This is a genomic window from Pseudoalteromonas sp. SG41-2 (genome assembly GCF_014164535.1).
In the GTDB taxonomy this organism is placed as follows: Bacteria; Pseudomonadota; Gammaproteobacteria; order Enterobacterales; family Alteromonadaceae; genus Pseudoalteromonas; species Pseudoalteromonas rhizosphaerae.
The window spans coordinates 170,558-191,681 of the sequence record NZ_JACJFK010000004.1 but is presented as its reverse complement, the minus strand read 5'-3'; the positions used below and the strand labels follow the sequence as shown (position 1 = coordinate 191,681).

Sequence of the window (21,124 nt, the reverse complement as noted above, 5' to 3'; positions counted from 1 at the left end):
TATGAAATTATTAAAAACAGCATTAGTGTGTACTTTTGCGATAGGAGCCAGTGTTGCGCTGCCAAGTTTAGTCTCCATGTTACCAGGAGTCACGCTTGCGAGCGTTTACGCACAAGAGCAAAAAACCACGAAAGTGCCTGCGCTACGTGAAAAAGTGTATAGCCAATTGGCTCGTGCACAAAAGTTAGCCGATGATGGCGACGCTAAAGCAGGACTTGAGGCGCTTGATAGCATCAAAGAACGTTCTTCTAGCATGAACTCCTATGAAATTGCCATGATGCATAATTTTTATGGCTTTATTTATTACAACGAAAATGATTTGCCTAAAGCAATTGCATCATTTGAAAAGGTGATAGCAGAAGAAGGTATTCCAGAAACATTACGTGTTAGCACTACTTTTAGCTTAGCGCAATTAGCGATGGCAAACAGTGATTATAATAAAGTCATTGATTTTTTAGCTAAGTGGGATGCAATTAACACTAAGCCTAAAACTGATGCCTATTATGTCCTTAAATCACAAGCGTATTATCAGTTGAAAGATTACCAAAAAGGCATTGATAATATTAACTTAGCGATTGCCCAAAGTGATAGTGAAGGCAAGGTGCCAAAAGAAAACTGGTTAGTACTGCAACGCGCCATGTATTACTCACTTAATCAAACTGAGAATGTAGTTGCTGTACTTGAGCGTATGGTAAAGCTTTATAACAAGCCTGAATACTGGGTGCAACTTGGCGGTATGTACGGTGAAACGGGTAAAGAAAAACAACAACTAGCCGTACTTGAAGCCGCTTACCAGCAAGGTTTTTTAACGTCAAAATCAGATTTACGTCAACTTGCCCAAGTTTACTTATACAACGGTTTAGCGTTTAAAGCGGCTGATGTGATGAGTAAAGCGATTGAATCAGGCGTTGCTGAAAAGTCTGCGAAGAATTATGCATTCATCGCAGAAGCCATGGTCCAAGCAAAAGAAGATAATAAATCAGTTACTTACTTTGCTAAAGCGGCAGAGCTTTCGGATCACGGTAAGTACGATCAACGTATGGCTGAAGTACTTGTTAACTTAGAGCAATTTGAAGATGCCGCTGATGCAGCCCGAACGGCGCTTGATAAAGGCTCACTCGATTTTGAATCAAATGCTTATGTTGCTTTAGGTATGGCGCAATATAGTTTACAAAACTTTGATGCGTCTATTTTAGCATTCGAACAAGCCGAGAAGCATAAAAAATCGCAGCGATTAGCTGAACAATGGATCAAATACGTGAAGCGTGAAAAATTGCATGCTGAAACATTACGCACCGCTTTGTTATAAGTAAATATGGCGTTAAAAAATGCCATTTTAACTTCAACGATTTTATTAAAAAACTCGTTTTATAATCGCAACACCAAAACCGCCTCAGGGCGGTTTTTTTCGTTCTAAATATTCCTAACAAATTGTTATTTAAATAAATTATATTGTCACTTTATGTTTATTAAAGTGTAACTGTATTGTCATACACCTCCCGTATTGTAGTCCTCGTTCTAAAGCTCAAGTGACCTTAAAGCATGTTTTTCGTGTTTTAAAGTGACTTGAGTTTTACTTAATGCGCTAACAAAATAATTAAATACTTTAACGGAGTGAACAATGAAATTATCTGGTTTATTTAAAGTCAGCCTTGTGGCTACTGCAATTACACTCGCTGGCTGTGGCGGTGGTGATATTAATGTTACACCTACAACAGTTGATAACAGTGTAGATAATAGTGTAGACAACTCAGTGACTAACCCAGGTGGTGATAATGGTGGTGATACATTAAGTTGCGCTACATATACATTAGATGGAGCTACATTTACAGGTGAAGCAAAGGGTGTTAACTGTGTTTACAGTCAAGCATTTGCAAGTAATGCGAAAGAAATTACCAGCTCTTTTGTTATCCCTGCATTAAGCAGTGGCGGCGCACATGTATTTGAAGGTGCATTATTTATTGGTGATGATGTAGACACATCAACAGGCGCTACAATTGATGGCAATGGTCCTACATTGTCTATTGAAGCTGGCGCGACGATAGCTTTTACTAAGCCTGAGAGTTTTATTCGTATTGCACGTGGTGCAAATATTGAAGCAATTGGTGAAGTAGATAAGCCAATTATTTTCACAAGCATCAAAGAAGTTGATGGCGATGATGCAACAACCGCACAAATTGGTGATTGGGGTGGCGTTCAGGTAAATGGTCGAGGCCATTCTATCCGTTGTACGGCTGCGGCTGCGGCGCAAGATATGTGTAACCACGCTGCTGAAGGTATTGTATCGTATTATGGTGGTAATGATCCGCAAGATAGCAGCGGTATCCTTAAGCATATAGTTATAAAATATGCGGGTTTTGGTGTTGAAGGCGATGAGCTTAATGGTTTAACCCTTAATGCTGTAGGCTCAGGCACAACGATTGATTACGTGCATGTTCATAATGGTTTTGATGATGGTATAGAGCTTTTTGGTGGTAGCGTTAACCTTAAACATATTGTTATTACTGATACAGGTGATGATGGTATTGATTGGGATGAAGGCTGGAAAGGCTATGGACAATTTATTCTTGTACGTTCAAATGAATATGGAAACCATGGCTTTGAAACAGATGGCGCTAAGGTAGATCCATTATCAGCAGATGCACAAGATTTAGTAACAACTGTTTCTAATCCAACAATTGCTAATGCAACGGTTGTAACTACTGGCGACCAAGGTGCTGAAGGGCGTCGTACTGGTGCTGGTATGGAAATGAAAGAATGGGGTAAAGCGCAATTAGCTAATATGCTATTTGTAAACTCTTCATCTGTAGATGGTGCTGGTTGTCTTGATTTATATAATGAAAAAGACCAATCAGGGGATGCTGGTGTGCATGCGAATGCAAATAATGGCGATATCGCATTTATGAGCTCAATATTTGCTTGTGGTAAGAATTTTGAAGACGTAAATACACCTTTAACTGGCGCATTAGCAAGTTTTGATATTGCTTCTTGGTTTACTGGTGGCGAGAATAACCAGTTAATTGGTTTTGCTGATTTTGCAAATGTACTTGGTGCTGATGGTGTTTCAACAGCTGCAACTATTACTGATTCACAAGGCACTGCAGTAGCTACAACAGCTAAAGACATGAGTGAAGTTAACTCTTTCTTTACTAACGCAGGCTATATTGGTGCACTTAAAGACGGTGAATCAAGTGAGTGGGCTGATTTTGTTGCCGCATCTTTACAACGCGCTAGTAATTAATCTAGACCGGCTCTAATTATAAGGCGCTACGGCGCCTTTTTTAAGGGAATTTTAGGTTTAGAGGATATAAATATGAAACATCAAAAGCAGTTTAAAACCAATCTAATAACTTTATCTCTGCTCTCCCTTTTTTCTTCATTTCATTCTTTCGCTGATCAGGCACAAGAAATAATAAATGAAGAAGCGATAGAAGAAGTTGTTGCAACAGGTACGCGCCTTAAAGGCAGTGCTAGTGCCGTAATTGATGAGCGTAAAAATCAGGCATTTGTCGCTGATATAATGGGTTCAGAGCAAATATCTAGAACGGGTGATAGTGATGCAGCTTCGGCACTTCGCCGTGTTACAGGCTTATCATTAGTTAACGATAAGTTTATCTATGTCCGTGGCTTAGGTGAGCGTTACTCTAGCGTACGTTTAAATGGCGCGGTAGTTCCAAGCCCGGATCTAACACGAAATGTAATTCCACTTGATATCTTCCCATCAAGTATTATTGAATCCTTGGCTGTACAAAAAGCCTATTCACCAAATATGCCTGCGGCTTTTGGTGGTGGTGACGTTAATATCAGAACCAAGAGCATTCCAAATGATACTTTATTTAAAGTCGAAATTGGTGCCAGTTATAAAGATACAAACGACGAAGGCTATACATATAATGGTGGCAGTGATGATTGGTTAGGTAAAGATGATGGTACACGCGCATTACCTGGTTCAGTTAAGACTGCGTTAAATACCTATATCAATGGCCTGTCTGATATTTCGTATAGAAATATCAGAGATGTAGAGTCAAGACGTCAGGGGGCTGATATTGGCCAAGCTGCCGCGATAGACTTAAATAAAAGTTTAGCAAAAGCATTGCCAAGAGATTTTGGCTTGGAAAAAGAAAGTTTAAATCCTGATGCCGGTATTAAAGCTGTGTATGGCGACCGTTTTGATAACTTATTTGGCTTAGACGGCTCGTTTGGTTTCTTAGCGTCAGTTGCCTATGAAAATGAATGGTCTAATGCTGAGAAGTTTAGCGCTGTACTTTCTTCTGTTGACGCATCTGAGTCCTCATGTTCACAAGATGACTTTACTTGTTACTCTGCAACAGAGAAAGAAGTGTCAACCAAGCATAATATAAAGTTAAATAGCTCTCTAAATTTAGGTTATAAAATTGGAGGTCACGATTTAACAGCAACTTATATGATGTTACGAGATTCTGAAGATGAAGCCTCTGTTGCGCTTTACCAAGAACCTTCAAAGTCATTAAGTATTGATGCTGGGCAGTTGCAGCGTAGTCACTTAACCTCTTTTGAGGAACGAGAACTTGAAATACTTCAGCTTCGTGGAATGCACAATTTAGATTGGGGTTTTCTTGAAGGTGTTGGTGTAGATTGGCAGTATACTGACTCAACAGCGACTACAAGTATACCTGGTGAGCTTAAAGTAACGGTTCGTGATGAGTACTTAGATGGCAAATATCAACGTACTTTTTACAATGGTAGCTTAGGTGGTAATCCTTATTTGTATCGATTTGTAGAGCTTGAAGACGATGTAGAAAACTGGGGCGTTAATGTAAACAAAGTTTTTTACTTTGATAACGCCGAAGTAGAAATTGCGGGTGGTGGTTATTTTGTTGAAAAAACACGTGATTACCGCACTGACTTTTTTAACTATCGTTTTAACCAAACTCAGTCTTTAGATCTAGCACAAAGTGAAGAAGAAGCACTGTCAATTGGTAGTTTTTTTGCTAACGATGCTGTTGTTGATTCAACGGATGTCGAGTTATTGTTCCAAGAACCAACAGCTGATGATTACTTAGCAGCGCAAATGATTGATGCTTATTACGGCTCTTTTGACGTAACGTTTGCTCAAGATTGGCGTTTAAGCGGTGGTGTGCGTTACGAGGACTTCCGCCAAGTTGCGCTTGCTTTTTCTCGCTCAGCATTCGATCCTGCTTTATTGGCTGATAAATTAAGTGCAGATGCGATAGAACAAGCAAGTGTGATGGAAGATGAGTATTTTACTTCGTTATCTATGACATATAGTCAGCAATCGTATCAAGTTCGTTTTGGTTATGGCAACACGGTTGTACGCCCTGATTTGCGAGAGCTAAGCCCTGTTCAATTCCAAGATCCGCTGACAGGTTATCGAACGCTTGGTAATCCATTCTTAGAATCTAGTTACCTAGATAACTTTGATGCACGTATCGAGTTTTATATGGACAATGGCGATAATTACTCAGTTGGCGCATTCTATAAAGATATCGATAAACCAATCGAAGCACTATTAACAGAAAGCGACGGCCGTTTTACTCTGCAGTTTGACAATGCAGAAACAGCCTATGTTTACGGTATTGAAGCTGAATGGTTAACTGAGTTGCACAGTGATTTATTAGGGGGCGCTTTTTTTACTTCTGGAAATATAACGCTCAGTGATTCAGAAGTTGAAATTGCAGAAGAACAGCGTGGCGATCTCACGAACCTAAAGCGACGTATGACGGGCCATTCAAAGTATGTTGCCAACTTGCAACTGAATTACGATTCACATGATGGCATGCATCAAGCATCTGTTATCTACAATGTATTTGGTGATCGTATTTTAGCTGCGGGTGTTAATAACTTTGATGACGCTTACGAACAACCTTTAAACTCGTTAGACATGGTTTATAGTTATTACCCAACGTTTAATACCACAATAACACTTAAAGTGAAAAATATGTTGGGACAAAACTTTGAAGTAGAACAAAATGATGTGCTAATTCGTTCTCAAGAAACGCCTAGAGAATTAAGCGTGAGCTTTAGCTACGAGTTTTAAAGTCATCTAATAAAGGCAAATTACATAAGTCTCTATTATCTCAGCCCTGCCAAATGCAGGGCTTTTTAATATCTGCTATTTGTAAAACTAATGGTTGTGTAATATCTGTGTTATTAAAGAAGTGATCATTTAATGCAAATTGATATAAGGCTATTATTTTAATGATGATATGTGATTAATGATGAGTTGAACTATGTTGATATTAATTGGAGGAACTTTTGCGCTATGGAATAAGAGCTCAGTTGTTACTGAGCTGTTTGTTTACGTTAGTTACCGCACTTTATACTAGCGTACAATGGATAACACTGATTTTTACTACCAGTATTTTTTGAAACCCATGCGCTACCATACCAGTCATATTCCGCATACTCATATTCATCCTCACCACACTTCACTGTGCTGCCAGTGATTTCTCGCTTATGACCTCGCTCTTTACAGAATTGATTTCCCGATATAAAACTGACAAAGAAGTTGCTATAACTACTATCAACTATCAACTATTACGGTAGGGTTGGGTTGATGTAGATAAGCTTTTTGTTGAGCCCGATGTGTGTTCAACACTGGCAAAAGAAGTATTCGATTCTACATTGATTTCGTTAATATTTGCAGATACACCTAAAGATAGAAAAGTATAATGTTTTCATTTTTTTTGATTCCTTTTAATAAATAAAATAATACACAATACATCTGACTATAAAATGCGAAATGATTATAAATCTTGTTTATTGCATTCTTATTAACTTACTTATGTACAGATAGTCAGTTTCATATTGCAAAAAAATAGCAACAGATGAATCAGTTGGATGTCAAAAACACCGGTCTTTTACAATGACGCACAATAATCATAACTATTAGAAATATGATTATTGACTCAAGATGAAAAAATTTTATGTTCTATGAGTAACACTGGTGTTGCCTCGATCACAGTGCTAGATTGTTCGTTCTAAAAATTAAATCTCACGCAATGAATTTTAATTTTTAACGTATTAGGTATTTCTTATGACTCAAACAGTGGAACAAACAATGAAAAAAGTAGGATTGGTCGGATGGCGGGGCATGGTTGGCTCAGTGTTATTAGAGCGTATGCAACAAGAAAATGATTTTGCTCATATCGACACCACTTTTTTTACCACCTCACAAACCGGTCAGCTTGGCCCTGATTTAGCGGGTCCTGCAAAACCATTACTTAATGCAATGGATTTTGAATCGCTGGCAAAAATGGATATTATTATCACCTGTCAAGGTGGTGACTACACTAAAGCTGTGTATCCACAATTACGTGAAGCAGGCTGGGACGGCTATTGGATTGATGCGGCATCAGCACTGCGTATGAGCGATGACAGTATTATTGTACTTGATCCGGTCAATAAAGATGTGATTGAACAAGGTCTTGAGCAAGGCGTAAAAACCTATGTGGGTGGTAACTGCACAGTGTCACTCATGTTATTAGCATTGGGTGGTTTATTTGAGCAAGACTTGATTGAGTGGGTAAGCCCAATGACTTATCAAGCTGCATCGGGTGCCGGTGCTCGCAATATGAAAGAGCTCATTGCGCAAATGGGCTCTATTCATGCAAGTGTGGCTGACAAGCTAGCTGATCCACAAGCCGCTATTTTAGAAATTGATAAACTAGTCACACAGCAAATAGCCTCAAGCGATTTACCGCAAGAGCAATTTGGTGTGCCGTTAGCAGGCAGTCTTATCCCATGGATTGATGTGCCAATGCCATCGGGTCAATCTAAAGAAGAATGGAAAGCGCAAGTTGAAGCGAACAAAATTTTAGGTTCATCAAAACAGCCTGTGCCTATTGATGGTTTATGTGTGCGCATTGGTGCAATGCGTTGTCACTCACAAGCAATGACGATTAAACTACGTGAAGATATTAGCGTCGAGAAAATAGAACAGATTTTAGCGTCACACAATGAGTGGGTTAAAGTGATCCCGAATGAGCGTGATATTACAGCTACAGATTTAACACCGGTTAAAGTGACAGGCACATTAAGTATTCCAGTAGGGCGTATTCGTAAATTAGCGATGGGGCCTAAATATATTAGTGCTTTTACCGTTGGCGATCAGTTATTATGGGGTGCTGCAGAGCCACTGCGTCGTATGCTACGCATTATTGTTGATAATAAACATTAGTTTACTAGCTGCCATTTATTACAGTTAATATGGAGGGTTGGCAATGTGCCAGCCCTTTTACTGTTGTCTTTTTGCACCGCTTTAGTTTTGTCACTGCTTAGTTAATTTAGTGAGATTGTTTCTTGCTGAATACTCAATAGCTTACTATCTTTATGGGAGTATCTATTTGGCCTCCTATATATGAATATATCAAAAAAATTAAAACTATCTTTTGCCTCCGCCATCGCCTTACCTCTTTTTATTATTGCAGCACTTGTTATCACGCAAACAAGAGAGCAAGCTATTGATAATTTTGCGCAAATGAGCGAAAGAGAAGCACGGCAAATAGATAATGGTATCGCTATATTTTTTGCCGAAATAGAAAAAAATGTTGATTATCTAGCTTCCCATCAAATGGTCTTAGCTGCCAAGCAAGATGTCAAAACTCATGTAGATACAAATAATTCGGTGATGCTAAAACATCTCCAAGGCAGCAGTGTTGAACGTGCCGCATTTCAACAGTTTGATCACTTCGGCCAAACTCACCCAGGGCTTGCTTATATTTATATGGGTAATGAACAAGGTGGTTATATTCAGTGGCCAGCGGGAGAAGTTAATGCTAATTATGACCCACGATCTCGACCTTGGTATTTAACAGGTAAATCTGCAAGTGGTAAAACGGTTCGCACTAGTGCTTATTATTGGGCAGCTGACGACATGGTTATAGTCTCTACTGTAAAAGCAATAAAAGATAATGGACAAATTATCGGTGTACAGGGAATGGATGTTTCTTTGCAAGGACTGACAGAAATTATTGCTAATATTAAGCTGGGTGAAACTGGTTACTTAATGCTGATCGAAGATACGGGAAACATACTTGTTGATGTTAAAAATGAAGATTTTCGTTTTAAACGTTTAACTGATATTGCGGGTGGGAAATACAAGCAGTTAGCGGCTAATACCCAAGGTCAGTTCGAAATTGTTATTAATGACAAAGATTTTATTGCCAATATTTATACTTCAGCTAAGTTAGGCTGGAAATTTATTGGCTTAGTTGAAAAGTCAGAGGTGATGAGCGCCGCAAACACCATGACCGTTACAATTTTAATTATTAGTGCGGTGCTAATTATTGTATTCATTTTAATCGCAAGTTATATCTCAAAAGTAATTTCTTCACCTATAGTTGAAGTCAGTGATGGCCTGGCTGAAATTGCGCAAGGCGGTGGTGACCTAACTCGACGGCTCACGATAAAAACTAAAGATGAGACGGCAAAGCTTGCCAATAGTTTTAACCTATTTTTAAACTTGATTGCTGATTTAGTAAGACAAATCAACGAGTGTGCATTAGATGTAAGCGGTACATCAGAGCAAACTTCTACACAAGCATCGCAATTAACTCGTTCTACCTCCCAACAACAACAAGCACTGGAAATGGCGGCAACTGCAATTAATCAAATGGCTGCGACAGCCAACGAAGTAGCTTCAAGTTGTGCTAATGCGGCAGATCTGGCTATGCAAACGCAACAGGCATCAGAGATAGGTCAAACAGTGATCACAGAGACCGTTCAAAGCGTGGTTGTTTTGAGCGAAGTGATAAGTAAAGCAACGGATGATATATCGCAACTTGACACTGAAAGTGAAAATATAATGTCAATTTTAGGCGTTATAAGAGGCATTGCTGAGCAAACTAATTTGCTTGCTTTAAATGCTGCAATAGAAGCTGCTAGAGCGGGGGATCATGGTCGTGGTTTTGCTGTCGTTGCAGATGAAGTACGTGCATTGTCGAAACGTACGTCTGAATCCACTGAAGAGATTGCTACGCAATTAGACAAATTACGTAGCATGTCTGGCCAAGTCACTACTGAAATGAAACGCAGTTTAGACAGCACTAATAAAACGGTTGAACTATCCCATGCTGCACAGCTGCAATTTACGGAAATAACAGCGTCTATTGTTAATATTAGTGACTTAAATACGCAGATAGCAACCGCTGCAGAAGAGCAGCAGCATGTCGCTGAAGATATAAATCGCAATGTTATAGAAATCAAAAATGCGGCTGATGATGTTAGTGAAATTGCTGCCAATACCAGTAATAATGGCGATAAATTAAAAACCTTATCACACGTTCTTACTGATCTAGTTGGAAAATTTAAAGTGTAGTAATAACAGTGGCTAAGAATAAAATACAAGCTGACAATACCGCTCATTAGTCTTCAATGCGAATACTCCAGTCAGCTTAATAGCCGATTCTATTTTTTTCCGGTATTAACTTGTTGGTATTTTTTGCGGATTAAAATTCAAACCTTGTTGTTTTATATGCTCGGTATAGTGGTAGGCCGATAATGGTTTTGAAAAATAAAAGCCTTGAAATTCTTTACATCCCATATTTGCCATAATTTCAACTTGCTGTTGTGTTTCAACTCCCTCAGATACGCATTTTATACCTAGCTCATCACACATGACGTGAATTGCTTTTACTAAGCTCTTTTGCCTTGTTGAGCTTGTAACTTGGCTTATTAGCGAGCGATCAAGTTTTAGCTTATTTATAGGATATTCGGCTAAGCGCGCAATATTTGAATAGCCCACACCAAAGTCATCAACAGAAATTGTGAATCCCCATGATTGTAGGTTTTGCATTAGCGCCAAGGAATATTCTTGGTTTGCTTCTAATGACGTTTCGGTCAGTTCTAATTCAATTTGACTTGGTTTGACATTAAAGTCCGCTAAGTATTTTACTAATTTTGACATGAAATCGCTTTGGCCAAAATCAAGCAATGATATATTTATTGCAACAGGCACTAGTGGAATTTCATCTTTGCTCCAAGTTGCAATTTGAGTACAGACTTTTTGAATTATGAGATCTGTGAGTCGGCTGATCATCCGGTATTCCTCTGCGATAGGAATAAACACCGCAGGTGATACAACACCAAGAGTTTTACTGTTCCAGCGTGCTAATGCTTCAAGTCCAATGCACTTGCCGTCATGTGTTACTTTAGGTTGATAGTGTAACTCTAACTCGGCGTTATGAAGTGCTTCGTCTAATAACATTGATATTTCATGTTTTTCTAAAAATGCTTGTGAGCGTTTTTCATCATAACCATTAATAGGGCGATGATTATCAGCAAGTTTTAATGCCTCTATTGCGTTGTTCAATACAGTAGCACTGCTTTTTCCTTGTCTTGGAAAGTTAGAAAAACCAAATAAAAACGACTGTTGGTATTTTCTGCCCCGCATTATATAAGGTTCATCAAGCGCATGTTTAACTTCGTTTAAAAGCTTATACTCTATTTTGTTAGCTGAGCTTGTAGTTATTATAAATGCTAATTTATTATTACCTACATGAGCGCACAGAACGAGGTCTTCATTAGAGTCTTTTAAGCGCTTATAAGCTGATACTAAATGTGCTTTTGCATCAGCTTTACTGTATTTGAGATTTAAATATTCATTATTTGCACTCTGGGTGATCACAATATAGAAATCACCTTGGTACTTTGCTACAAATCTTTCACACTGAAGCTCAAACCATTCTCTATTGGGAAGGTGTGTTTGACCATCGCTGTAACGTAAACGTTTGTTTTCTTGCTCCATTGCTAATAAGTTTTGTTTTATTTGATGTTGTTCAGTGCAGTCATCAAAGCGCAGCACACAATAATCAGAGTCAGTAACTTGCTGGTAATGTACAGTTTTATAGGTGTTTTTATATTTAAATACTTGGTTCTTTTGTGGGTTAGCTGCAATCACAAGATTAGGTAATAATTTATCGAGTTTAACTGTGCTGTTTTTAACTGTTGCTTTGAAATCAAATAACATTTTCGCTTGACTGTTAAAATCTATAACGGTGTTTTCACTATCGATAATTATTTTTGCAATACTTGATTCAGTAAAAAATGTTCTATAAAGCTCATTTTTTGCTGCTAGATGACTATTTGATTCTGCCATGGTTTGATTTAAACGTTTAGCTGCAACTATGGTGCGTGCAACCGCAAGCGGAATACAGATATTAAAGATTAAGAATAATAATCCTGATATATACCAGTCTGAATTTGGTAGTTGCGTATTTATGGAGGTAAGAGATGAAATATCAATGTTGTATATTATAAAATAAAAAGGCACGATATTTAGAATCGCATAACTTAGCGCGGTTCTCACACCTAATAGCATCAACGCAATGATAGGACAGGCATACATATACATAGAGCCTATTTTTGCAAGGTTGATATCTGTTAAAAAGAGATTAATTGAGATTGTTGCAGCAACAATACTGAGTAGCAGCGCATGGGCACATAAAGTAAAGCATTTACGGCTAGCTAGAAGTAAGATAGCCATTGTGACAAAAAAGCTCGCGCAAAGCACAATTACATGGATTAAGTTGAACTCAATTGCGGCGTTTAAAGTATCGCAAAGCACTGCAAAACATAGAATAACACCAGCTGCTAAAATAATGCGTAATGCACTGATACGCCAGTTAGGTATTCTAACATTTGAATTAACGTGATCTGATAATAAAAAGTATCTTCTGAAGTAATGCATTATAATTGGTGTAAATTTATCATATTTTTATTAGACCATTGATAAATAGCTAAAAGCAATAATTTATTAGTTTTAGATTTTACACTAGGAATAAATACTTGGTTTATCGGCTGACTACAGATGAACTTAGTTATAATTGCACTAGCACCTAAGCTTTTATATTCTTAGGTGCTAGTTTATCAATACTTAGTTTTTGGGCTTTAATAGTGTTTTTAGTTCTGCTATTTGTGCCTTCAGCTCATTGATTTGTCCTTGGGTTGCCGGCAAGGAATCTACATCGGCTTGCTCTTCACGGGCATTGCGATGCTCCTGTGACATAACTTCTAGAATAGCGCCTACCATCATGTTTAAAAATACGAAAGCAGTTAAGAATATAAAAGTAAGGTAGTAAATCCAACTTAGTTTATAGACAGCCATAGTTTCGTACATGACGTCGGTCCAATCTTCAAAGGTTGCTATTCTGAACAGAGTCAACATTGAGATTGATACATCTCCCCACAGAAATGGATTTATCTCAGAAAATAACATGCTGCCAGTTGCGGCATAAATATAGAAAATAACAAACATTAACAGCGCAATATAGCCCATTTGCGGTATGGCTTTTAATAGTGAATTAACCAACAAACGTAGTTCTGGCACCATAGAGACTAAACGTAGTACGCGGAATATTCGTAGTAAACGGGCTATAAAAATGGTCGAACCTGCAGCAGGATATAAACTGCCAATGACGATTATAAAGTCAAAGATATTCCAGCCTTTGCTAAAAAAGTCTTTTAAGCCTTTACTTGCAACATAGCGGATAATTAGTTCTATTAAGAAAAACACCGTGATGCCCACGTCCATCCAATGTAAAGCAAATTCAACAGTGGGGTGTAACGAATAGGTGTGTGCACCAACGGTGAGCGCTGATACAACAATAACGGCGATAACAAATGATTGAAATATTTTACTTTTATCGATACGCTGGAACAGCTTTTGTAACTGCGACAACATCATAATTAGCCCTTAACGGTTATAGATATAAAACGTTTGCAATATACAGCAAAATCGTCATGGATGAATTACTTTTCCAGCTTAAAATGTAAGGAATTTTTAATGCTTTTCAATAGGCTAAAATGGGTTGTAAGTGCCTCAGCGGTACTGTTTTTAACCGGCTGTAGTTCAGATGCACGCTATCACGAAATTCAAGCTGCCCGTTTAGGTGAATGCAGCTACATGGCAGATAAAGAATATCATGAATGTATAAAGCGCCAAGAAGACGGTTACAAAAAATTTAAAAAGCAGCAAGACATAGTTCCAGAAAACGACTCAAGCCAAGAGCACACCAGTAAAAATGACTAAAACAGAAAAATTGTTAGATAAAGCACTTCGTAATACTCTAACCATCGCTTGTGAAAATATAAAAGACAAGCACGCTGGTTTTAGTTACTTAACGCATACAGTCAATTTAAAAAAACCAAGTAATAGCTTGCATATAAGTTGTTTTTTTATTGATGAATTAGCACTATTAGAGGCAAACAATGAGCAACAATTGCCTTTAATTGAAGCGCAAATTAAGCAGCCGCTTGCGCTTATAAACATCAAGCCACAAGCAATTAATTTTTCATCATAGTTTCGTTTTTAAGGTAAAATAAGTTTTTTAAACACTGCTTTGCGTTAAGAAATAACCGATAGTAGCGATGACGCACTTGAAATTCAGGCTTTTCATTTGTGTAACTATTTGATCATTAACAGAGTTCACTTAAGAGCTAAGCGATGATGTGAAATGACATGTCAATAGTTGCAAAAAAGACAATAACTCAGCGCGTATTTTTCGCTCTCGATTGATTTATTAATACTGTATTGATTGGTTATTTTAAGTAGAATGCTCAGTTTAGACAGGGTATGTGATTTAGTGTAATGGCTACTTATTCAAAAAATTTTATAGCTAAACGACTTAGTTTCGTTAGTTCCTATTTCAATTCAGCTATTATTATAAATCTTATAGTTGCTGTTTTTGTTATTTTTAGTGGCATTAATCAAAGTGACTCTGTAGGAAAGTTGTATTGGTTTTGTATTCTTATTTTCGTATTTTCACTGCGCATTTTAAATCATGTTTTTTTAAGTAATGACAATAATATAAAGTACCATTGTTACTTTATTGGTGTATTTTTAACTGGTTTGACTTGGGCTGTGTTCCCAATATTATTTTTTGAAGATATGCAGATGTCAGAGAAATTTGTCACGCTGGTTGTTTTTAGCTCATTAGCAGGGGGAGCTGTCAATGTTCTGTCCTCCGATATTCGCTCAGCCTTCAGCTATATTACTTTTTTGCTTATCCCATTTAGTATATTGCTTTTATTTCAACCAGACGATAATGAAAATGTTTTAGGCATATTGGGAATTGTATTGTGGTTTATTTTGTGTTTTGTCAGTGCAATACGCGCAGCTAAAGATGTAAAAACCTCAATTAATAATGAAATTAAGCTCGATTTATTTATCCATAATCTAGAAAAAGAAGTGCAAGTTCGTACTGAGAAAATAATTAATTTAGAGCAACGTGATAATTTAACTCAATTATTTAACCGGGGGAGCTTTTTCTCTAATGTCGATCTCGATTTAGCTCAAAATATCAATAACATTAAAGCTGTTCTATTTTTAGATATGGATGACTTTAAAATACTTAATGATAAATATGGTCATGAGTTTGGAGATTTTGTTCTTGCTGAAACTGGAAAACGTTTATTATCGATAGAAAAAAAACGGGAAATGATTGCTTGTAGGTGGGGAGGGGACGAATTTATTCTTTATTCGTGTCACGCGAGTAAAGCTGAGCTGATAAGTAACACGACAAAGCTTGTTGATAATTTAACCCAGCCTGTCGTTAAAGATAACCTGAATATTAGACCCTCCTTTAAAGTGGGCTTGTTTTACACTCGCACAAACTTTGACCTTACTCAAGCTATCAAATATGCTGATGTTGCAATGTACGAAGGTAAAAAAAATCGCAATGAAATTTCAATATTTGATGAACGTATGATGCAAGCTCTTAATAGAGAAGAGATGTTACGTAGATCAATTAAAGAGAGTGTTGAACAAGGAGGCTTTCATCTTTGTTATCAGCCTATTGTTGATATAATCGATAATAAAATAATTACTTTCGAAGTGCTGTTACGTTGGCATTTAAATGATGAATTTATTCCCCCTTCAGAATTTATCGACATAGCAGAACGCTATGGCCAAATTAACTTTTTAGGGGAGTTTGTTTTAGAGCAAGCGATTGCAAGTTTGAGTAAGTTAAACAAACTCGACAATACGACTGCACTATCAATCAACGTATCTGTACTGCAACTTGAAAGTCATGATTTTATTATATTTTTAAAGAATTTATTAAATCGGTATTGTGTTAACACAAATAACATACATTTAGAAATTACAGAAACTATAATGATTAAAAATTTAGTCTATTTATCTAAAGTTATCACACAATTAAAAAGCATTGGCGTACGTATTTCTATTGATGACTTTGGCACTGGGTTTTCCTCGATTTCTGTTTTAAAAGAACTTTCTGTTGATTATATAAAGATAGATAAATCTTATGTTGATAATATTTGTGAGCACTCAAAAGATAAAAGTATTGTTTCAGCAGTGACTAAAATGTCGCATATGATTGGTTGTAAAGTGATAGCGGAAGGTGTGGAGCGTAACGATCAGTTAGCTTTATTAAAAGGTTTAGAAGTTGATAGCTATCAAGGTTATTTATTTAGTAAACCAGTTAAATTTGAACAGGTGCTTGAACTGCTTAGATGAACTTAGGCTTAAGTGATACCTATAAATTTACCAGCATGATTTTGCGGTTATTATCAGTGCAACTAAACCTGAAAAAATGATGATTACGGTGCTTTAGTTTGGTATCAAGATGACATACAGCTATAATCCAACAAAATAGTAAAAGAGATCCATTATGGCAGTTCCTACTCGTTCACAAATCACCCCTGGCACCGAAGTTAATATCGTTTTAAAACAAGATCAGCGTAGCGGCACATTAACGCAAGGTGTTGTTGAGCGCCTTTTGACTAAATCACCCAATCATCCGCATGGTATTAAAGTGCGCTTAGAGGATGGTCAAGTAGGGCGAGTGAAAGAGATTTTGTCATGAGTGCACTTACTTTAAGCGAATTCTGGCAATTAGTTACCGTTGCAGATAGAACCGCAGAGCCAGAATCAGTCAGTGAACGTTTAAAAGGTTTACTTACAGATTTAAGCGATGCACAGCTCATTGAATTTGATAAGCAATTTAGCATTTGTATGCGCCAAAGTTATACTTGGGAGCTATTCGGTGCTGCGTTTGTAATGGCCGGTTGCAATGATGAATACGGTTTCTCAGAATTTCGTTGTTGGTTAATTTCTCGTGGTGAAGCAGCTTTTAATACTGCGCTTGAAAATGCTGATTCTTTGGCTGATTGCACACCTGTTTATCATTTAAACGAGCAGCCTTATCCTTACTTAGATGAGTATGACTTGATCGCTGGTTTATTATATGAACAGCGTAATGAAGACGAATTACCCTTTGCTCCTTCAGGCCTTGATCAACCCAAAGGTAAGCGCTTTAAAGATAAGCCTAAATTTTTAAAGTTGGCATATCCGCAACTATTTGCTAAATATTGGCAGTAACATAATATTAAAAACCAACCATGACTCAGTATACTGGCTGGTTTTTATTTTAATCACCGTAGCTATGCTATGCTGAGTATATAAATCAATAAATGTCAGGTATTTAATGCGCTATCGTAAAGTATTACTGTGTTTAGTGTCGGTTTGTTTAACTACAGTTGTCAGTGCTAAAACTGAGCTGCCAAGTAATAAAAGTCAGTTTATTAATTTATTCAATACTAAGGTTGGTAGTTATCAATTGGTATCAGGTGAGGCTAAAATGTGTGCTGGTGGACAGTTAGCATGGCTTGATGCAAATGAGCCTGATCTTGGCTTTAAGCTCGGTGATGAAATTATTTTTAATAACTTACACCATGGCACACAAACGAATAAAGTCGCTAACTTTTGTTTGGTCACTACTAAGTATAAATACACCACGCAAAGCATTACCATGTCACTACGCCATACTCGCTGTGAAAACGAGACAGATAATTTAGACACGAGCCAAACGCTGCGTTTTATTTCGCCTACAACGCTTGCGTACAGTGTAGAGAGCAGTAATGTTCGTTGTCAGTTTGAACTACAACTTTAAATTTAACGATAATGTGAGTTTTTTATAAATCACAACTTATTTTCGGTAAATGCTGCCAACGCGTTGTGTACTGAGGCGATAAAAATGCACGCTTCATATGCCATGCTTGGCTTTGTTGTTGACTTGCCAGAGTTAGCGTATCGCAGCCGTATCGCTTATTAATTGAATCTAAACACTCCATTAGTTTTATGTTGTCTTGGCTAGGAGCAAATAGGTCGGGTTGTTGAAACTGTTGTGAACTAAGCTCGAGTGCACCCACACCACATTTATAAAAACGGACGTTGTGTTGATATAGCTGCGTAAATATTTCGCTAATTGCTTTAGCAAATACACGGCTATCTGCGCTAGATACGGGTAACTCATACACTAATGATTTTTTATAGTAATGTGACTCATGGGGCGAGCTTGCCACAAATAGTAACAGGCGTTTAGTTAAGGAGCGTTGCTGACGTAGTTTGCGAGCGACAATAATACTGTGATTGATCAACGCTGTTTTTAATGCAACCGGATCAGTTAAACGTTCACCAAAACTACGGGTCGAAAAAATTTCACGCTTATCTTGGCGTACATCATCCCAATTTAAACACACAATGCCATTTAGCTCATTAACTGTACGCTCAAGCACGACGCTAAATAAACGTTTCATACGTTGTGGTGTTTGTTTGGCTAAATCAAGCGCGCTGTTAATGTTAAGTAGTTTGAGTTTTTTAGCTAAACGTCTGCCAACGCCCCATACATCAGCTACATCCATCGCGGCTAAAATATGTTGTCGTGCTTGTTCGCTATCAATCACTGCAATTCCATTAAAACCGTTGAGCTTTTTAGCAGCATGATTTGCGGCTTTTGCCAATGTTGGTGTAGGGCCAAAGCCAACTCCAACAGGGAGTTTTGTTTCGCGCCAAACTGTGCGACGAATTAACTGGCCATACTGATGCCAGTCATTAATGAGTGGGGTAAAGCCGTTAAACTGCAAAAATGCTTCATCAATCGAATATACGTGTTGGGTGTCGCAAAAACGGCTGATCACATTCATCATTTTATCGCTTAGATCCGCGTACAACTCATAATTAGATGAGCGAATAACCACCTTATGTTTGGCCAGTAAATGTTTAACTTTAAAGTAGGGCTGAAACTTAGGGATATTTAAGCGCCGTGCGATAGGACATATCGCACAAATGCAGCCATCGTTATTGGTTAATACCACAACAGGTTTTGATCGGATCGCTGGATCAAATACTTTTTCAGCGCTGGCGTAAAACGCCACTGCATCCACTAAGCAATACATTGGCGCAGCTCAGCACTAGAGCGATGTAATCGAATCGAACGAGTAACCACACCTTCTAATTGAAATTCATCACTATCAGTCAGTTGCACTGGGGGATATAAGTCCGATGCAGAGAGTAGCCGTGCATTAGTTTTATCTAATAATTTACAAACAAATAAACCATTTAAGTTAGCTACAATGACATCACCATTTTTAGCTTCTTCGGCGCGATCAACCAATAATAAATCGCCGTCAAAAATACCGACCTCTTGCATTGAGCAGCCGGATGCCACACCAATAAACGTCGCATCGGGGTGTTTGATCAATAGCTGATCCAGTGATAAACCAAGTTCTTTATACTGAGCGGCAGGTGATTCAAACCCGCATACGCCCGCTTCGATATAAATAGGAATAACAAACATAAATAATTAACCAAGCACATACACTGTATAAGTGTACAGTATATGTGTTTTAGTTAACTTATGCCAAGTAATGAAGTTGCGATCACTGCATATTTTTAATCATTTTTTGAGCAGTATCTAAAAAGTCATTGATTTGTTGAGAGTTTAAGTTTTTGCACATTTGCTCATTAACATGCTGTTCGGCGTTTAATAGTTTGTCATAAAGAGCATGACCTTCAGAGGTAAACGATAAGATAAAGCAACGCTTATCGTGCTCACTGGCATCTTTGTCAATCAGCTTTAATGTAATTAGTTCTTTAACTAAGCGTGCAATTTGCGCTTTATCGCGCTGGGTTTGATTCACAATATCGTTAGCAGTGCAGTGAGTTGTCGCTGCAATAATATGTAGGCAACGCACATGCATTGCGTTTAACCCAAGCTCACCTGCATTAATAGCTTCTCGTATGGTAACGCGATAATTTTGCATTAAAGCAAATAATGTATTGGCCAATGAAGAGTTCATAATAAATCCATAATGGTTGACAAAGTCAATTAAATTGCTATAGTTGATTTTATCAACCAATGGGGCGTTGTGCAATTAAACACGTAAATAAATCTTCTGAGGAGATCAAAATGAGTAGAAAAGTACGTCGTGCAACCGTAATAAGTACAACAGCGATAGCTCCGCATTTAAAGCGTCTGGTTGTTGGCTCAGATGAGTTTCATGATTTTCCTGCGGATCAACAAGGTGCGTACGTAAAAGTACTATTACCACATGCTGGACAAGATGAGGTTGAAACTGACCTCAAAGCAGCTAACCCTGCACCTAAGCGCTCATATACAATCAGAGCTATAGATACTATTAACCATACAATTACGCTTGATTTTGTCGTCAATCAGCATCGTGGTATCGCAACTGATTGGGCTAAACAAGCAAAGCCTGGTGATAAACTCGCAATTGCAGGCCCTGGCCCTAAAAAGCTTGATGATTTTAGTCAGTCGCAGTATTTGATGATTGCTGATTTAACCTCAGTTAATGCTATTAACGGGTATTTACAGCAACTACCTGCAACAGCTGATGTTGATGTGATCATTCATGTTACTGACTCGCAGGATGTTATCGAGCTCGATACAATCAAAGCACACAGCAAGCACACTATAAATTGGTTAATTACAATGCAGCCGCAAATAGATGTGGTTGATCAGGCTTCAGTGCTATTGACTCAATATACGCAAAAACCATTGATTTTCATGGCGCTAGAAGCTGCTATTGTGCGCACCATTAAAGATTTAGCGATTGATAAATATGCAATACCGCGTGAGAAGATTGTCTGCTCAGCGTATTGGAAGCAAGGTGTTGATGCAGATGGCAAGCTAACGGTTTAATCACATTATTAGCAGCAAGTAAGGGAATTAGAGTGCATACCCATGAGAGGAAGTTTACTTAAACAAAATAAGCGTCTCACAGCACTTACTTTAGAATAAGTAAACTTAGGTATGCACTCAGGTTCGGTGTCGAGACGTTAAAGAGTGTTAGCCAATCGATT

The 21,124-nt window shown here is 37.8% G+C and carries 17 protein-coding genes; 12 read left to right on the top strand and 5 right to left on the bottom strand.

Annotation, left to right across the window (positions count from 1 at the left end; genetic code table 11):
- Position 1 precedes the first annotated feature (1 nt).
- From H5186_RS04770 to H5186_RS04750, 5 genes are all read left to right on the top strand, one after another.
- On the top strand, positions 2-1,309 hold the full coding sequence (locus H5186_RS04770; protein ID WP_182717244.1) for a lipopolysaccharide assembly protein LapB: 1,308 nt from the start codon (positions 2-4) through the stop codon (positions 1,307-1,309).
- A 312-nt stretch (positions 1,310-1,621) separates the two neighbouring features.
- Positions 1,622-3,241, top strand: coding sequence for a hypothetical protein (locus H5186_RS04765; RefSeq protein WP_182717245.1), 1,620 nt, complete (start codon positions 1,622-1,624; stop codon positions 3,239-3,241).
- A 72-nt stretch (positions 3,242-3,313) separates the two neighbouring features.
- On the top strand, positions 3,314-6,037 hold the full coding sequence (locus tag H5186_RS04760; RefSeq protein ID WP_182794185.1) for a TonB-dependent receptor plug domain-containing protein: 2,724 nt from the start codon (positions 3,314-3,316) through the stop codon (positions 6,035-6,037).
- A gap of 999 nt (positions 6,038-7,036) precedes the next feature.
- Positions 7,037-8,179, top strand: a complete 1,143-nt coding sequence (asd, locus tag H5186_RS04755) for an aspartate-semialdehyde dehydrogenase (protein ID WP_182731235.1) — start codon at positions 7,037-7,039, stop codon at positions 8,177-8,179.
- A gap of 180 nt (positions 8,180-8,359) precedes the next feature.
- The gene (locus H5186_RS04750) at positions 8,360-10,318 is read left to right on the top strand and encodes a methyl-accepting chemotaxis protein (protein WP_149980254.1); all 1,959 of its coding nucleotides are present in this window, start codon (positions 8,360-8,362) and stop codon (positions 10,316-10,318) included.
- A gap of 105 nt (positions 10,319-10,423) precedes the next feature.
- Here H5186_RS04750 and H5186_RS04745 read toward each other — a convergent pair whose 3' ends face one another.
- Positions 10,424-12,484 carry an EAL domain-containing protein gene (locus H5186_RS04745; RefSeq protein WP_310737076.1) on the bottom strand — a complete coding sequence of 687 codons (2,061 nt, stop codon included), beginning with the start codon at positions 12,482-12,484 and terminating at the stop codon, positions 10,424-10,426.
- 390 nt (positions 12,485-12,874) lie between these two features.
- Entirely contained in the window at positions 12,875-13,681 is an 807-nt protein-coding gene (locus tag H5186_RS04740; protein ID WP_182717347.1) for an ion transporter, read from the bottom strand.
- 102 nt (positions 13,682-13,783) lie between these two features.
- Here H5186_RS04740 and H5186_RS04735 point away from each other — a divergent pair, with 102 nt between their 5' ends.
- The 6 genes from H5186_RS04735 (at position 13,784) to H5186_RS04710 (ending at position 17,912) form a co-directional block, all read left to right on the top strand.
- Positions 13,784-14,029: a hypothetical protein gene (locus H5186_RS04735; protein WP_182717251.1), complete on the top strand. Its 246-nt coding sequence runs from the start codon at positions 13,784-13,786 to the stop codon at positions 14,027-14,029.
- Positions 14,022-14,300, top strand: a complete 279-nt coding sequence (locus H5186_RS04730; protein WP_182794183.1) for a hypothetical protein — start codon at positions 14,022-14,024, stop codon at positions 14,298-14,300. The genes H5186_RS04735 and H5186_RS04730 overlap by 8 nt, the downstream gene beginning before the upstream one ends.
- A gap of 287 nt (positions 14,301-14,587) precedes the next feature.
- Entirely contained in the window at positions 14,588-16,477 is a 1,890-nt protein-coding gene (locus H5186_RS04725) for a bifunctional diguanylate cyclase/phosphodiesterase (protein ID WP_182784276.1), read from the top strand.
- Between the two features lie 154 nt (positions 16,478-16,631).
- Positions 16,632-16,826: a YwbE family protein gene (locus tag H5186_RS04720; RefSeq protein ID WP_145239148.1), complete on the top strand. Its 195-nt coding sequence runs from the start codon at positions 16,632-16,634 to the stop codon at positions 16,824-16,826.
- Positions 16,823-17,341: a DUF4240 domain-containing protein gene (locus tag H5186_RS04715; RefSeq protein WP_182717254.1), complete on the top strand. Its 519-nt coding sequence runs from the start codon at positions 16,823-16,825 to the stop codon at positions 17,339-17,341. Before H5186_RS04720 ends, H5186_RS04715 begins: the two co-directional genes overlap by 4 nt.
- Before the next feature lie 106 nt (positions 17,342-17,447).
- Positions 17,448-17,912, top strand: a complete 465-nt coding sequence (locus tag H5186_RS04710) for a hypothetical protein (protein ID WP_145239144.1) — start codon at positions 17,448-17,450, stop codon at positions 17,910-17,912.
- A 22-nt stretch (positions 17,913-17,934) separates the two neighbouring features.
- On the opposite strand, the gene H5186_RS04705 is transcribed toward H5186_RS04710, so the two are convergent.
- The 3 genes from H5186_RS04705 to H5186_RS04695 form a co-directional block, all read right to left on the bottom strand.
- Entirely contained in the window at positions 17,935-19,197 is a 1,263-nt protein-coding gene (locus H5186_RS04705) for a Y-family DNA polymerase (RefSeq protein ID WP_182717255.1), read from the bottom strand.
- Complete coding sequence (locus tag H5186_RS04700) at positions 19,185-19,598, bottom strand: LexA family transcriptional regulator (RefSeq protein WP_145239137.1); 414 nt, start codon at positions 19,596-19,598, stop codon at positions 19,185-19,187. Before H5186_RS04700 ends, H5186_RS04705 begins: the two co-directional genes overlap by 13 nt.
- Before the next feature lie 82 nt (positions 19,599-19,680).
- The gene (locus H5186_RS04695) at positions 19,681-20,100 is read right to left on the bottom strand and encodes a MarR family winged helix-turn-helix transcriptional regulator (RefSeq protein WP_145239134.1); all 420 of its coding nucleotides are present in this window, start codon (positions 20,098-20,100) and stop codon (positions 19,681-19,683) included.
- A 110-nt stretch (positions 20,101-20,210) separates the two neighbouring features.
- Here H5186_RS04695 and H5186_RS04690 point away from each other — a divergent pair, with 110 nt between their 5' ends.
- A complete protein-coding gene (locus H5186_RS04690; protein ID WP_182739295.1) occupies positions 20,211-20,963 on the top strand; it encodes a siderophore-interacting protein in 753 nt (250 codons plus the stop codon).
- Positions 20,964-21,124: the final 161 nt, after the last annotated feature.